The 15,347-nt window shown below is 56.5% G+C and carries 15 protein-coding genes; 6 read left to right on the forward strand and 9 right to left on the reverse strand.

Translation table 11 applies throughout. The features are described 5' to 3' along the window. The first annotated feature begins 22 nt into the window (after window positions 1–22). Both kdsA and AC1RSM_RS01765 read left to right on the forward strand, forming a co-directional pair. Window positions 23–874: a 3-deoxy-8-phosphooctulonate synthase gene (gene kdsA / locus AC1RSM_RS01760; protein WP_492928875.1), complete on the forward strand. Its 852-nt coding sequence runs from the start codon at window positions 23–25 to the stop codon at window positions 872–874. A gap of 17 nt (window positions 875–891) precedes the next feature. Further along, complete coding sequence (locus AC1RSM_RS01765; protein ID WP_189391059.1) at window positions 892–1,176, forward strand: DUF1330 domain-containing protein; 285 nt, start codon at window positions 892–894, stop codon at window positions 1,174–1,176. Between the two features lie 117 nt (window positions 1,177–1,293). Here the strand turns inward: AC1RSM_RS01765 and AC1RSM_RS01770 are convergent, their stop codons facing one another. Further along, window positions 1,294–2,019: an SDR family NAD(P)-dependent oxidoreductase gene (locus tag AC1RSM_RS01770; RefSeq protein WP_492928877.1), complete on the reverse strand. Its 726-nt coding sequence runs from the start codon at window positions 2,017–2,019 to the stop codon at window positions 1,294–1,296. Window positions 2,020–2,184: 165 nt separating this feature from the next. On the opposite strand from AC1RSM_RS01770, the gene AC1RSM_RS01775 reads away from it, so the two are divergent. From AC1RSM_RS01775 to ftsB, 4 genes are all read left to right on the forward strand, one after another. Beyond that, the gene (locus tag AC1RSM_RS01775) at window positions 2,185–3,747 is read left to right on the forward strand and encodes an MDR family MFS transporter (protein WP_492928879.1); all 1,563 of its coding nucleotides are present in this window, start codon (window positions 2,185–2,187) and stop codon (window positions 3,745–3,747) included. Window positions 3,748–3,755: 8 nt separating this feature from the next. Then, window positions 3,756–4,205, forward strand: a complete 450-nt coding sequence (locus tag AC1RSM_RS01780) for a MarR family winged helix-turn-helix transcriptional regulator (protein ID WP_492928881.1) — start codon at window positions 3,756–3,758, stop codon at window positions 4,203–4,205. A 353-nt stretch (window positions 4,206–4,558) separates the two neighbouring features. Next, window positions 4,559–5,845 (forward strand): phosphopyruvate hydratase, encoded by a 1,287-nt coding sequence (gene eno, locus AC1RSM_RS01785; protein ID WP_492928883.1) that lies wholly within the window; start codon window positions 4,559–4,561, stop codon window positions 5,843–5,845. Window positions 5,846–5,890: 45 nt separating this feature from the next. Further along, entirely contained in the window at window positions 5,891–6,193 is a 303-nt protein-coding gene (gene ftsB / locus AC1RSM_RS01790; RefSeq protein ID WP_492928885.1) for a cell division protein FtsB, read from the forward strand. A gap of 228 nt (window positions 6,194–6,421) precedes the next feature. On the opposite strand, the gene AC1RSM_RS01795 is transcribed toward ftsB, so the two are convergent. The 8 genes from AC1RSM_RS01795 to AC1RSM_RS01830 form a co-directional block, all read right to left on the reverse strand. Next, a complete protein-coding gene (locus tag AC1RSM_RS01795) occupies window positions 6,422–7,267 on the reverse strand; it encodes a hypothetical protein (protein WP_492928888.1) in 846 nt (281 codons plus the stop codon). 82 nt (window positions 7,268–7,349) lie between these two features. After that, window positions 7,350–8,261: an Hsp33 family molecular chaperone HslO gene (gene hslO / locus AC1RSM_RS01800; RefSeq protein WP_492928889.1), complete on the reverse strand. Its 912-nt coding sequence runs from the start codon at window positions 8,259–8,261 to the stop codon at window positions 7,350–7,352. A 42-nt stretch (window positions 8,262–8,303) separates the two neighbouring features. Beyond that, the gene (locus tag AC1RSM_RS01805; RefSeq protein ID WP_492928891.1) at window positions 8,304–8,822 is read right to left on the reverse strand and encodes an RDD family protein; all 519 of its coding nucleotides are present in this window, start codon (window positions 8,820–8,822) and stop codon (window positions 8,304–8,306) included. Window positions 8,823–8,958: 136 nt separating this feature from the next. Then, complete coding sequence (locus AC1RSM_RS01810; RefSeq protein WP_492928893.1) at window positions 8,959–11,856, reverse strand: THUMP domain-containing class I SAM-dependent RNA methyltransferase; 2,898 nt, start codon at window positions 11,854–11,856, stop codon at window positions 8,959–8,961. A gap of 10 nt (window positions 11,857–11,866) precedes the next feature. After that, window positions 11,867–12,283: a CopD family protein gene (locus AC1RSM_RS01815; RefSeq protein WP_492928895.1), complete on the reverse strand. Its 417-nt coding sequence runs from the start codon at window positions 12,281–12,283 to the stop codon at window positions 11,867–11,869. Between the two features lie 3 nt (window positions 12,284–12,286). Continuing rightward, complete coding sequence (locus AC1RSM_RS01820; RefSeq protein WP_492928899.1) at window positions 12,287–13,582, reverse strand: glutamate-5-semialdehyde dehydrogenase; 1,296 nt, start codon at window positions 13,580–13,582, stop codon at window positions 12,287–12,289. A gap of 68 nt (window positions 13,583–13,650) precedes the next feature. Beyond that, complete coding sequence (gene holA / locus AC1RSM_RS01825; protein ID WP_492928902.1) at window positions 13,651–14,712, reverse strand: DNA polymerase III subunit delta; 1,062 nt, start codon at window positions 14,710–14,712, stop codon at window positions 13,651–13,653. A 2-nt stretch (window positions 14,713–14,714) separates the two neighbouring features. Further along, window positions 14,715–15,347: an LPS-assembly lipoprotein LptE gene (locus AC1RSM_RS01830; protein ID WP_492928905.1), complete on the reverse strand. Its 633-nt coding sequence runs from the start codon at window positions 15,345–15,347 to the stop codon at window positions 14,715–14,717.

Consider the following 15,347-nt stretch of genomic DNA (forward strand, 5'->3'; position numbering starts at 1 on the left):
CAATACTGAAACGAGGTCTATTATGGATTTATGCGGTTACGACGTTGGCCTGGATCGGCCCTTTTTTCTGATCGCTGGCCCTTGTGTGATTGAATCGCGTCAGATGGCGTTTGATACAGCGGGTCAACTGGCTGAAATCACCTCGGCCCTGGGTATCCCTTTTATCTACAAAAGCTCTTTTGACAAGGCTAACCGAAGCTCGGGCAGTTCCTACCGTGGTCCGGGCATGGCCGAAGGTCTGCAGATTCTGGCTGATGTGCGCTCGCACTTTAAAGTGCCAGTGTTGACAGATGTGCACGATAAAGAGCAGGTTGATGATGTGGCCGCAGTGGTAGACGTACTGCAAACGCCCGCCTTCCTGTGCCGTCAGACTGACTTTATCCAGGCTTGCGCCGCGACGCTCAAGCCCGTCAATATCAAGAAAGGGCAGTTCCTGGCCCCTCAGGACATGGTGCAAGTGGTCGCAAAAGCGCGCGCAGCAGCGATGGAAGTCGGGGGCGATGGCTCGACCATTATGGTCTGTGAGCGTGGTGCCTCGTTTGGCTACAACAATCTGGTATCCGACATGCGCTCTTTGGCGATCATGCGTGCTACCGATTGTCCGGTTGTGTTCGATGCCACCCATTCGGTGCAACTGCCAGGCGGGCAGGGCACCACCTCGGGCGGGCAGCGTGAGTTCGTGCCGGTGCTGGCACGTGCTGCAATTGCTGCAGGCGTATCCGGCGTATTCATGGAAACACACCCCAATCCTGATAAAGCCTTGTCCGACGGCCCGAATGCCGTGCCTTTGAGCGAAATGGCAGATCTGCTGCGGACCTTGCAGCAACTCGACTCGATTGTTAAGAACAGCGGTGCCTTGAAGCACGGCTATTAAGTGTTATTGGAGACAGCATGCCCGCATTTTTGATTGCCAACGTTGAAGTGACCAACCCTGAGCAGTACAAGCAGTACCAGGAGTTTTCCTCCATCGCGATGAAAACTCACAATGTGAAGGTGTTGGTACGCGGTGGCGAGACCGTTACCCTGGAAGGCAACGCGCCTTTGCGTACCGTGGTGATGGAATTTGATACCTTGGAACAAGCACAGGCATTTCACGACTCCGAGGAGTACCGCCGTGCTCGTCAGGCTCGTGAGGGGGCTGCCAAGATGACCATGTACGTGGTGCAAGGCCTGTAATTCTTCAGCTAGGCGCCGCCATATGGCAAGAAAAAGGGAGTGTGCAAACACTCCCTTTTTGATGGGCTTTAGATAAGGGCTGTGGCGCCCAAATCATTTGGTGTCACTTTGAATGGCTTAAAAACGGGGATCGCGCAGGGCGGGCAGAGTCAGTTCACGTATAAAGCTGGCAGATGACAGTTGTAGCAGACTGCGCACGATGGTGAGCACATCGTGAACCGGGATGGTTTCGCCTTGGCCACGTTCTGCAGCAGTTTGCAGCGGCACATCCAGTGCGTCTTCTGTATTCAAGTAGCCCAGTTGCAAGCAGCTTACCGCCAGTCCTTGTTCTCTATAGCCTTCACGCAGACTGTCTGCCAGACCATTCAAGGCAAATTTGCTTGCTCCAAAAGCGACTTCAGGACGGCCACTTTGGCGCAAACCAGAGGTAGAGCCTGTCAGAATCAATCGAGGCTGTTTGCTGCGTAGCAAATGCGGCAGCAAGTGGCGTATAGCCAGCAGGGCACCCGTCAAATTCACATCCACCAAGCGGCGGATAGCTTGATCGCTTTGCGATAAAAAGTCGTAGTCCGGGCTGAAGGCGGTGTCCTCCCAGATACCCAAGTTGTAGATCAGGACATCCAGCGATTCAGGGCATGCCTGGGCCAGCTCGCTGGCCGCTTGCGGGTCTGACAGGTCTGCGCTGATCCAATGCTGCCTTGCTTGCCAGTCTGCCTGGGTGGGCTTGCTTGATGCGGTGGGAGGCCGTCTGGCGACACCATAAAGGGTATTGCCGTCCTGGGCCAAGCCATCCATCAGAGCGCGTCCCAGTCCCATGCTGGCGCCAATAATCATGATCTTCATACGGTTCTCCGCTTAATTGCTGCTGGGCTGGAAAGTAATGCCCCTTTGGTTGAGCGTTATTGTGAACCGTGCTGCCATTTTCGGCAGGAATTCAGCCATCGCTTGTCAGGCTTATCTCTGCCTCGTAGAATTGTTGACTAGGCAATAATTGCATGGTCAATGAAAATGGAAAAGATATCAGGAGCCCAGCGGCAGGCACCGGGGCGTGTGTTATCAGTCACCGAATCCATACTGGCGATGTTGGGGCTGTGTTTTGTGGTGATGTTGGTAGCCATTGATCAAACAGTGGTGGGGACAGCCTTGCCCACCATTGTCTCGGAGCTGCATGGTTTCGAGCTTTACGCCTGGGTAGCCACGGCTTATTTGCTGACCTCGGTGATTACTGTGCCGATTTTTGGTCGCCTGGGGGATTTCTACGGACGCCGCCGCTTTGTGCTGGTGTCCATTGTCTTGTTTACCTTGGCGTCGGTGCTCTGTGGCATGGCGCAAAGCATGCTGCAACTAGTGCTGGCCCGTGCCTTGCAAGGGATTGCTGGCGGCATGCTGGTCGGCACTGCGTTTGCCTGTGTGCCTGATTTATTTCCTGATCCGCGTGTTCGCTTGCGCTGGCAAGTGATGCTCAGTGCCTCTTTCGGTATTGCCAATGGCATAGGACCGTTTTTGGGCGGGATTTTGACCGAGCACTATGGCTGGCGGGCGGTGTTCTATGTGAACTTGCCCGTGGGTTTGCTCAGCCTGTATTTTGTCTATCGCTATTTGCCGCATATTCGCCACTTTCGTGACACCAAAGTCAGCCTGGACTGGTTGGGAGCTTTGTTGCTGATGGTGGGCTTGGCCTGTATCCAGCTCCTCGTCGAACTGTTGCCTCAGTATGGCGGCAGCTATTTGATGGTCCTGTTGGGGCTGAGTAGCCTGGCCGCCTTTACCTTGCTGGTTTTTTGGGAGCGTCGGGTGGCTGAGCCCCTGTTGCCCCTGATCTTATTTAGTAGTCCTGCTCAGTTGTCTTTGTTGATTCTGTCTGCGGGACTGGGCTTTATTTTGTTCGGACTTCTGTTTTACGCGCCCTTATTGCTGCAAGGCGGCTATGGCCTGCGGCCACAAACGGCGGGTTTATTGATCACTCCGTTGGTGGTGTCGATTACGGTAGGCAGCATTATTAATGGCCGCACGATTACGCGGCTTCGTCATCCGAACAGAATGCTGTATTTAGGTCTGGTGCTGCTGACGATTGCTTGCCTGGGGATGGTGTTCGTCAAGAAGTCAGACCCGCATTGGCATTTTGTGGTCTACGCCACTTTGGCTGGTTTAGGCGTCGGTTGCATCATGCCTAACCTGACTGTTTTCGCCCAGGAAATTGTGGGCCGTTCCATGCTGGGGATCGCTACCGCCATGCTACAGTCCATGCGCATGGTGGGCGGCATGCTGGGGACTGCGGTGGTCGGCACCCTGATCAATTATCAGTATGGCGAAGCCATCCGCACACAATTGTCGGCTTTGCCCAGCCGCTTGGTGGAGTCCCTGCAAGATCCTCAGGTCTTGATGAGTGCAGACCAGCAAGCGCAGTTTCTGGAGCAGGCCGGTCAAGACGGGCAGATGTATCTGGGGCTGGCACGAGACGCTTTGGCACACGCCGTCAATATGGGGATGGCCGTTACTTTAGTGCTGATTGTCTGGTGTTTTTATTGGGTACGTAAAGTGCCGCCCGTACAATTTAATCGTCCCGAATAGTCCTGAACATGATGAAGAATGAATTCCCGCAACTTCAAGCGGCTCAGCAGTTGGGGCGCACTTACCGCAGCTTGATGGCCGCTTTTGATCAGCAATTGGGCATGCCTTTGCCACGCTGGCGCGTCTTGATTTGTTTGTATCAAGAAGATGGCTGCCTGTCTCAGAAGCAATTGGTGCGCCTGTTGCGTATTGACCCGGCAGCCGTCACGCGTCAGCTTAAAAATATCGAGTCCTTAGGGCTGATAGAGCGCTTTACCGATGAACAAGACAACAGACTGACCAATGTGCGCTTAAGCCCAAGCGGTTATGAACTGGTTGAAGCGACCTTGCCACGGCGTCGCCGTCTGGTGGAGGCGATGCTGCAAGACTTCTCGGATCAGGATTTATCGCAGTTGATCACCCTGCTGGGTAACTGGGAGGCGGCGCTTCTAAAGGCCAGCGATAAAGATTTACTTTGAGACGCATCGGTACTTTTTGTATTTACAGAGACGCCGCCTAGTCTCGGAATTTCTGGTGATAATAAACAGGTCCAGGTTTCGATCCGCAAGGGGCAAGAGCTTGAATCCAGGCTTTTTTCCCTGCTTTCGGAACCAGACATGGCACGGCTGTGTCATGGGCAGGTACAATCCTGTTTTAGCAAGAGGGCAGGGGCGCTGATTGCACGTTAGCTGTCGCGCCTGCTGATCTTTTCAACTTCCAGGCAAGGCGCCATTCCAAGCAGATCACCCGATCCGCTTAGGGCGAGCAGCCCGGCAGCAGGATTGTTTAACTTATCTAGCTTAATGCTACTTCAGGCAGGACTGTCAAAATCATGAGTGCAATCGTAGATATTATTGGCCGCGAGATTCTGGACTCCCGTGGTAATCCAACGGTGGAGTGTGATGTATTGCTCGAATCGGGCGCTATGGGGCGTGCCTCCGTTCCATCCGGTGCATCCACTGGCGCTCGCGAAGCGTTAGAGCTGCGTGATGGTGACAAGAGCCGTTACCTGGGCAAAGGTGTTTTGCGCGCTGTCGAGAACCTGAACACCGAAATCTCTGAAGCCTTGATGGGCCTGGATGCTCAAGAACAAACCTTTATCGATCGCACCCTGATCGAGCTGGACGGAACGGAAGACAAGAGCCGCCTGGGCGCCAACGCCATGCTGGCCGCCAGTATGGCAGTGGCTCGTGCCGCTGCAGACGATTCGGGCCTGTCCCTGTACCGTTACTTTGGTGGCAGCGGTGCGATGGCCATGCCAGTGCCGATGATGAACGTCATCAACGGTGGTGCACACGCCAACAACACCCTGGACTTGCAAGAGTTCATGATCATGCCTATCGGTGCAAAGAGCTTTCGCGAGTCCCTGCGTATGGGCGCCGAAGTGTTCCACACCCTGAAAGGTCTGATCCACGACCAGGGCATGTCCACTGCGGTGGGTGACGAAGGTGGTTTTGCACCTAACGTGGCCAACCACGAAGCCGCCATCGAACTGATTCTGCGCGCTATCGAACAGGCCGGTTACGAGCCAGGCACCCAGATCGCTCTGGCTCTGGATTGCGCTGCTTCCGAGTTCTACCGCGACGGTAAATACCACCTGGCTGGCGAAGGCGGCGTGTCCCTGAGCTCGCAAGACTTTGCCAACCTGCTGGCTAACTGGTGCGACAAGTACCCCATCATCTCCATCGAAGACGGCATGGCCGAAGACGATTGGGAAGGCTGGCGCATTCTGAGCCAGCAACTGGGCGACAAGATTCAGTTGGTTGGTGACGATTTGTTTGTTACCAACACCAAGATCCTGAAGAAAGGTATCGAGTTGGGTATTGGCAACTCCATCCTGATCAAGATCAACCAGATCGGCACCCTGACAGAAACCTTTGCTGCCATTGAAATGGCCAAGCGCGCTGGTTACACCGCCGTGATCTCGCACCGTTCGGGCGAAACTGAAGACTCCACCATTGCAGATATCGCCGTGGCTACAAACGCGATGCAGATCAAGACAGGCTCCTTGTCCCGTTCCGATCGCATGGCCAAGTACAACCAGTTGTTGCGTATCGAAGAAGAATTGGCAGAAGTTGCTACCTTCCCAGGTCGTGAAGCGTTCTATAATCTGCGCTAATTCTGTTTAATGAACCGGGTCTACAGACCCGGTTCTTACATCACCATGCGCCTTATTGTCCTGCTACTGCTCTGTCTGACTTTGGTAACCCACTACGCTTTATGGTGGGGCAAAGGCGGTTGGCTGGACGTTCGGCAAATGCAGACCAGACTGGTCGCTCAAAAAGAAACCAACGAAGCGCTGACGGCTCGTAATAATGCCTTGCTGGCCGAGGTTCAGGATTTGCGCTCTGGTACCCATGCGGTTGAAGAGCGTGCCCGTAGCGAGTTCGGCATGATGCGTGAAGGCGAAATCTTCGTGCAGATCGTCCCTCCCGGTGGTTCGGCTGGCTCCACTGCCCGCCCTTGATAAAGATTGGCTGTGTGCAGGGCCTTGCGCCAGTAAGCTAATCAGCTTGTTTCTCTGATTTCCCCTTTCTTTTGCTAATGGGCTTGCCAGGCTCGGCATAGACACGTCTACTGAGCTGCCTGCCTGCCTGCCTGCCTGCCTGCCTCCCTCCCTGCCTCCCCCGGTGCTTTTACCTTGCTTATTTCTTTGCAGTTCTTCCCGAGCATATGGGTATCCGCTGTCCTAGCCTTAATAGCAAGCAGGGTTGGGAGCCTCCGTGCTGGGGGTGTCCGCTTCAGAACCGGGTGAGGTATCCGGCCTGGTTGACTCAGTGGGTGGAGGTGGAGCCGGGGCCGGAGCTGTGCTATCCCACGGGGGAAGTAGCCCGCCTTTGTCCAAGTTAGAGCTGTCTGATGGATCAGGATAGTCTGGTTCAGCAGGCTGGGTTTTGGGCAAAGGGGCTCCGCTTTCAGGTGGCTGGGCATAGATGACTCGTCCATCTGCTAGATCGTCCCAGCGGATAGCATCGGATTGCATGGGATGCTTGATCTCCAGCCGTAGCTTGATGGGAGCGCTGCCTAAGAAAGCCCAGGAGTTAGGCATACTTGCGCCCAGTTGAGGGAGCAACCGCATCAGCGATAAGGGCCCGGCTTGATGGGCGTATAGCAAGTACAAATGCAGGGTATTTGCTTCGTAGATGCTGGGGCTTGGGTGGGGTGATTGCTCGTCTTGCAGAGTCTGCCAGCCCTGGGTAATGCTTTGTCGTCCTTCATGCTGCTCAGATGCGCGGCCATGCACAGCAAAGGCTAAGGCAGAGGGGGACAATATTTGTATTTGCCATTGATCATGGCGGGGAACCTTGGAGGCAGCCAGCCCCTGGCTGAATACTTGGGCGATGATTTCCGGTTTAGCGTGATGGACGCTGGCCTGCCGTGCTGCTTGCAGCAAGTTGTGTTGCAGGCGTACACGTAATGAGTACAGCGTTAGCACATCCAGTGCCAGTAGGCTGAGCAGGATGATGGCCAGCAAAGCGCCCAGGATATGAGAGCCAGCCAAGCCGGATTGCAGAAAGGAAGGTCGAAAAAAATCAGCCATGATGAAAGCCATCATGGCTGAGTGCAATTCAAGCGGCTAGAAGGACTTGTCCGTGCGTAGTTCCTTCTGAGTAGACCGCCGTTTAGTGCAGTGTGTCGTCACCGGGCTGAGGGTCGCCCTGATCGACAAACAGGGACGCGCAATCGATTGCATCGTACTGATAAGGCTTGCCACAGAAGTTGCAGGACACATTGATGGTGTCTTGCTCGGTCAGCATCTGCTCAATTTCTTCACGACCCAGCATGCGCAGCATATTGCTGACGCGTTGGCGCGAGCACGGGCAGTGCCAGCGCACGGCTTGGGGTTCAAACACTTGCAGGTCTTCTTCCCAGAACAAGCGGTGAATCAAGGTGTCGCTGTCCAGTTGCAACAGCTCTTGAGTCTGAACGGTAGAGCCCAGAGCCAGTGCACGTTCCCAGGTGTCCAGGTTTTGTGCCAGGCTGTGACCGCCTTGTGGAGGGATACGTTGCAGCAACAGGCCCGCACAGCGGTTCTCGTCAGCGGCCAGCCACAAGCGGGTGTCCAACTGTTCGGAGGTGTGCATATAGGTTTGCAGAACCTCGGCAACGGTTTCCCCTTCCAATGGCACGACGCCTTGGTAAGGACGGAAGTCCTTGCTGCTTTGGCGGGGTGCGAGCACCACGGTAAAGCGGCCCTGGCCTTGGGTATTCAGCAAAGTTTGCAAGTTGCCAGTCTGTGGGACAGGGTGGTTTTCACGCAGGGAAACCGTAGCGCGAATATCCATGTCCGAGGAGCACTCCACCACCAGCAGGGCAATCGGGCCGTCACCTTGAATTTGCAGAATCAAGGAACCGTCAAATTTGAGGTTACCCGCCAGCAATACTGAGGCAGCCACCAGCTCACCCAGTAAATTGCGGATGCAGGCCGGGTAATGCTGATGTTCCAGACCCACTTGCCAGGCTTGTTCCAGATGAACCAGCTGGGCGCGTGTGCTTTGGTCGGCGAACAGGTATTTTTTTAAAATGTCGGTCATGACTAGGGTGTACTACTAAAAAATAAAGGGGCAACGACTGGCTCAGGTAGCTGCCGAAGTCACACGGGAGGGGCGGGCATCGACCAGACGCGTCTTGCTGAGACGGTCGTGCAAAAACTGTTGTTCCGGATCGAACCAGGTCCAGATGAGGTTCAGGAAGGGCGTAAACACGATAAGCAAATCCGTGGACGCGTAGCCGGTATAGCCGGACAGAAGCTGAACAAACAAGGCGCCTAGCAAAGGCAGGGGCCAAAGCAGAATATAACGCAGCACCAGAGTGCGCAGGGCAGGAATATTGCCTTGGGTGTCGGTCAGCCGAATATGCCAGGTTTTCATGGGCAGGGTCTGGCCGACTTTACGCCAGCACAACACAAAATAGATCCCCAGCGCGATGAACAAAATAACCTGGCGTACATGGCGCAGGTCCAGGCCGCTGCGGCTTTGCGTCAAAGTATCGAACAGATAGCCACTGGTAAAAATAACGCCAAACAGCAAGATGGATTCATACATCATGCAGGCAAAGCGACGCCAGCGTCCGGGAGTAGTAAATGAAGGTGTCATGGTGCGTACTGAGGCAGGGAAGATAGCATTATCGCGTATATCGTCGGCCAACGGAATGCCGCAAGCCTATGTGAACAAGGGCCAAGCCATCAAGATGGACTTGGCCCTTGCGGGTTTGACTCAGTGAGCGCAGGGCTTACTGCTCAGAGTCAGCATCCTGCTCAGGGGCCGCTTCGTTATTGCGGTAACTGGCGGGCACCATATCAAAGCAGAACAGGCGGCAATCCAAAGCACCGTTAAACAGCGGGTAGCGGCGTTTGGGTTTGAGGCGCATATGACGGGGCAGCTCCAGGTCGCTGCTGATCATGTTCACGCTCCAATTGGCAAAATTCTGCTTCAGGTTGCTGGCCCAGTTTGGCCAGAAGTCTTCAGCCTGATTTTCCAGACGTTCGCCGTAGGGAGGGTTGGTGACAATCCAGCCTGGCTCGGTGTCGGGACGAATCTGCAGGGCATCGGCTTGCTCGAAGCGAATCGTTTCCAGCGTCAGGTGCGAGCGTTCCAAGTTGGAACGGGCCGCATCCAGGACAGCAGGATTGATGTCATAGCCGATCAGCGGCGTATCCAGACGAGGAGCAATCAGCGCGCGCGCTTCGTCCTTGATGTCACGCCACAGGCGCTGATCGTGGCAACGCAAGCGCTCAAAGTGGAAGGGACGCCAGATACCGGGAGGGGCACCCAAAGCCATCCATGCCGCTTCGATCAGAATCGTGCCGCTACCGCAGAAGGGGTCGATCAAGGGCTTGCTGGGGTCCCAGCCGGACAGGGCCAAGAGACCGGCTGCCAGGTTCTCACGCAGGGGAGCGTCGCCCTTATCGTGACGCCAGCCACGCTTGAACAGGGACTCACCACTGGTATCCAGGTAGAAGGTGGCGCTGGTCTCATCCAGGAACAAATGAACCTTGGCGTCGGGGCGAACGGTGTCAATCGACGGACGTGCGCCTTCCAGGTCACGAAGGCGGTCACAAATACCGTCCTTGGCGCGCAAGTTGCAGTACTGCAGACTTTGCATGGGGCTACGTACCGCAGAGGTATCAACCCGCAACGTTTGCTCGGGACCGAACCAACGCTCCCACGGAGTCACTCGAGCCAGGGCCAGAATGTCGTCTTCATTGCTGACGGGGGCGTGCGAGACTTCCAGCAGGATACGAGTTGCCAGTCGCGAGGACAGGTTGGCTCGCATGACGCCGATCCAGTCTGCATCAAAGTGGCAGCCGGCACGGCCTGTCAGCACGTTCTCGTAGCCCAAGGCCTTGAGTTCCAGCGACAAGGCCTCTTCCAGCCCTTGAGGGCAGGGAGCAAACAAACGGTACAGTTCGCCTTGAGGGGCTTTGATCTGGACGCGTTCGTTCTCTTCGATATTGCTGTCACGCAGGCGTTGGCCGGGCTTGGGAGCCTGGGGGCTGTCTATCTGCTTGATAGGAGATTCGTACTGCGGAAAGGCGTCTGGATTGCTTGCAGGCTTGAATAGTCCGCCGGGTTTGCTATCGGCAGGGGTACGTTCCGGAGTGTCGCTGTCGCGCTTGAACGCAGGACGCTCACGGCGCTCACCGGGGAAATCGCGGCGCTGACCCGATTGGGGGCGGCTTTCACGATTTCGGTCGAATGCAGGGCGATCGCCCGACTGTGGGCGGTCGCTGCGGTTACGGTCATAGGCAGGACGGTCACCAGACTGTGGTCGGTCGCTACGGTTGCGGTCGAATGCCGGACGTTCGCGGCGCTCGCCGGAGAACGAAGGGCGGTCACCCGATTGCGGGCGGTCGCTGCGATTACGATCGAATGCCGGACGTTCGCGGCGCTCGCCGGAGAACGAAGAGCGGTCACCCGATTGTGGTCGGTCGCTACGGTTGCGGTCGAAGGCCGGACGTTCACGGCGCTCGCCGGAGAACGAAGGACGGTCACCCGATTGAGGACGGTCGCTGCGATTGCGGTCGAATGCCGGACGTTCGCGGCGTTCGCCGGAGAACGAAGGACGGTCACCGGATTGCGGACGGTCGCTACGGTTACGGTCGAATGCTGGACGTTCACGGCGCTCGCCGGAGAACGAAGAGCGGTCACCCGATTGCGGACGGTCGCTGCGGTTGCGGTCGAAGGCCGGACGTTCACGGCGCTCGCCGGAGAACGAAGGACGGTCACCGGATTGCGGACGGTCGCTACGGTTACGGTCGAATGCCGGACGTTCACGGCGCTCGCCGGAGAACGAAGGACGGTCACCGGATTGTGGGCGGTCGCTGCGGTTACGGTCGAATGCCGGACGTTCACGGCGCTCGCCGGAGAACGAAGGACGATCACCTGATTGCGGACGGTCGCTACGGTTGCGGTCGAATGCCGGACGTTCGCGGCGTTCGCCGGAGAACGAAGAGCGGTCACCGGATTGTGGTCGGTCGCTACGGTTGCGGTCGAATGCTGGACGTTCACGGCGCTCGCCGGAGAACGAAGGACGATCACCGGATTGTGGGCGGTCGCTGCGATTACGGTCGAATGCTGGACGTTCACGGCGTTCGCCGGAGAACGAAGAGCGGTCACCCGATTGAGGACGGTCGCTGCGGTTACGGTCGAATGCTGGACGCTCGAGGCGCTCGCCGGAGAACGAAGGACGGTCACCGGATTGTGGGCGGTCGCTACGGTTGCGGTCGAATGCTGGACGTTCACGGCGCTCTCCGGAGAACGAAGAGCGGTCACCGGATTGTGGGCGGTCGCTGCGGTTACGGTCGAATGCTGGACGTTCACGGCGTTCGCCGGAGAACGAAGAGCGGTCACCGGATTGTGGACGGTCGCTGCGGTTGCGATCGAATGCTGGACGTTCACGGCGCTCGCCGGAGAACGAAGGGCGGTCACCGCTTGGGCGGGGACGGCGGTCCTGGTCTCGTTTTTCTACGTAGGGACGGGATTCGTTCTTGGGACCACCTTGGCGGTCTTGGTGTTGGCTGACGACACGTGCGCGCGCGCCCGAGCGCACGCGGGGTTCCGCATTGCTGGATTTCTTCTTAGTGCCTGTGCTCAGGCTTAGTGTCTTGCGTTCAGATTGGTCTGACATGAATAGGGCATTAAAAGGGTTTTATAACCACCAGGATGAGGACCAGCAGCAGAACGATGACCGGAATTTCATTGAACCAGCGGAAGAATATGTGTGAACGGCTTTGCTGTCCTTGTTGGAACTGACGCAGGTAGCGGCCGCATACACCGTGAAAGGCAAACAGGATCAGAACCAGGGTCAGTTTGGCGTGCATCCAGCCCTGTCCTTTGCCTATGCCGTAATACAAAAATAGTCCCAAGCCTGTCAGCAAGGTCAAAATGGCCAAAGGGGCCATGAAGCGATACAGGCGTCGGGCCATGCCCAAGAGCGTTTCATAGGTCTTGGCATCCTGTTCCTGGGCCAGGTTCACATAGATGCGGGGCAGATAAAACAGCCCCGCAAACCAGGAGGTGACAAACAAAATGTGGAATGTTTTTAGCCAAAGCATGATTTAACCACGCAACTGGCCATTGCCATGCAAGACCCACTTATAGGTAGTCAGGCCGTCCAAGCCCACCGGGCCGCGTGCATGCAAACGGTTGGTGGAAATGCCGATCTCAGCACCCAGGCCATATTCGAAGCCATCTGCAAAACAGGTGGGCAAATTCACCATGACGGAGCTGGAATCAACCTCGCGCTGGAAGCGCTCGGCCAAGCTCAGATTTTCTGTCACGATGGATTCAGTGTGTTCAGAGCTGTACTGGGCAATATGGTCCATTGCCTGATCCATGGAATCCACAATGCGGATGGCCAGAATGGCGGCAGCGAATTCAGTTTCCCAGTCTTGTTCAGTGGCAGGGGTAACATTGGCAATGAGTGCACGGGTCTGTTCACAACCACGTAGCTCTACGCCTTTGTCCTGCAACTGGCGGGCAATTTCAGGCAAGAATGCGGGTGCAATGTTGCGATGAACCAGCAAGGTTTCCATCGTACCGCAAATGCCGTAGCGATAGGTCTTGGCATTAAACACAATGCGCTTGGCTTTTTCCAGATCGGCAAATTCATCCACATAAACGTGGCAATTGCCATCCAAGTGTTTGATTAAAGGCACAGTGGCTTCTGCGCTCAAGCGCTGGATCAGGCTTTTGCCGCCACGAGGGACGATCACATCCACATAATCATTCATGGTGACCAGCAGGCCAACGGCGTCGCGGTCAGTGGTGGGTACCACTTGCACGGCCTCTTTGGGCAAACCGGCGCGCTCCAGGCTGCTGGAAATAATCTGTGCCAGAGCCTGGTTGGAGTGAAAGGCTTCGCTGCCCCCACGCAAAATCGTCGCATTACCCGATTTCAGGCACAAGGCGGCAGCGTCAATGGTGACGTTGGGGCGTGATTCGTAAATGATGCCGATGACACCCAGGGGCACTCGCATTTGAGCCACGCGCATACCGTTAGGGCGGGTACGGGAGGCGCTGATCTGGCCAACCGGATCGTCCATATCAGCAATCTGGCGCAGGCCCGTTGTCATGATTTCAAGGGCACGGTCAGACAGGACCAGACGCTCGATCATGGCCGGAGCAATCTGGCGCTCACGTGCGGCCTGCAAATCCAGCTCATTGGCGGCTTGCAATTGGGCCTTTTGTTCAATCAGGGCATCAGCCATATAGCGCAGTGCATCAGCCTTGGCTTTGCCAGTGGCGGCGCGCATGCGGCGGGCTGCAAGCTGAGCACGTTTGCCCAAATCTTGCATCATGGTGGACAGATCGCCGACCTGGGTGGCGGCAGAGGACTGGGTGATATCGTTCATAGCCGTGTAACTCTCCGGTTCAAGAGAGCATTATCGCAACAATTAAAGGGTTAGGGGGTATTGGACGCTTAGCGGCGAGGCGCTTGTGTCGCGACCGCGATACGCATGGTCAGGCGGCGCATTTCTTCCCACGGGTCCTGTTGGCGCCCGCTGGGGTGCAGGCCTTTGATCAGGCGGTCTATGTCGTGAGCGTGCAGCACGGATGCGGGCCAGCTTTGAGGCGGGATACGATCCAGGGCCTGGCGCACCAGTTTTTCCCGTGGACCGAAGATGCGGTACTGACGAAACAGGTTGGACAGGTCTTGTCCTTGCTGGCGAGCTTGCGACAAGCGGGCCAAGGTACGGACTTCTTCGCCCACTGCCCACAATACCAGCGGCAGGGCCTCGCCTTCCGCTTGCAGGCCGTCCAGAACGGTCAGCGCGCGCTGGCTTTGACCCGCCAGCATGGAGTCGCGCAGATCAAACACACTGTAGCGCGCCACATTCAATACGGCGTTTTCCAGCTCTTCCTGACTTAATTGGCCTGGAGGATAAATCAGGCCCAGCTTCTGGATTTCCTGGTGGGCGGCCAAAAGATTGCCTTCGACCTTGTCGGCCATCCATTCCAGGCTGTTGCGATCCAGGCTTTGCTCTTGCGCTTTCAGGCGCTGAGCAATCCAGCCGGCCAGAGAGTTACGGTTAATGGCCTGGATTTCAACCCAATAGGCCACTTGTTCCAGGGCCTGGCACCATTTGCTGCTGCGAGTGGCTTTGTCCAGACGAGGCAGCTGAATCAGAAAGCTGGTGCCATCCATTTGCCCGCCGCCAATCATCTGACACAATTTTTGCAGTGCGTCGCCGCCTGGTTTTCCGGGTTTGCCGCTGGGGATGTTCAGGTCCACCAGCTTCTGATCGCCAAACAAGGAGATATTTTGGGCTACCGCAAAGAGCTGAGACCAGTCCGAGCGGGCATCCAGGGTAAAGCTGCTGCGTTCGGTAAAACCATCTTGACGGGCTCGGGCGCGCACGGCGTCGCCAGCCTCAACGAGCAGCAGGGGTTCGTCACCTGACACCACATAAAGCGGTTGAAAAGCAGCGGAAGGCGTAGCCAGTTCGCGCAGCAAGGTGTCGTGGTCAGCCCTGCGTCCCATTATTACAGCGGTGCCTGTTGTCGAGTAGGCAGCAGCTCCATTTCTTCCAGGGAACTGGCGTCAGGTTGGCTGGTGACAAAGTGATAGGCGCTGGAGACATCAGGTGAGCTCAAGCGACGCACGATACGATTGATCAGGGACTGTTCCATATCGCGGAAAATCATCTCGATTTCGCTGTCCTTGGCTTGCACAGCATCGGCGTCATAAGGCACTTCACGAGTCACGTTCAGGGTCGTGGGCGGCAGAATAGAGCGGCCCTTGGAATCCAGCAGCTCGAAAACAAAGTTCAGTTGCAGCTCGTATTCTTCTACCTGACCTTTGGCGTTGATGGAGATTTCGCGCTGATTCCGGCTATGGGACAGCTGTTGCAGCATGACTTCTGCATCTTGTGGCCGTTCCACAAAACGGGTTTGCGGAGAACTGGCCAGTAAGGTGCGGCGCAGGTTGGCACCAAAGGCGGTGTTGTCCGTAATGTTGGTGTAGATGGAATTGAACGGCAGTTGGGCCACCCCTTTCAGGTGAAAGCCACACGCCGTCAATACCAGGCTGAGCAGGAGAATCAAGCCCGCCAGTCCCCACTGCCTAGGCGCAAGGACGGACAAAGGACTGAAGGGAAACAGGCGGGCTGAATGCAT

This window comes from Alcaligenes sp. GW821-FHT11D07 (assembly GCF_058808495.1).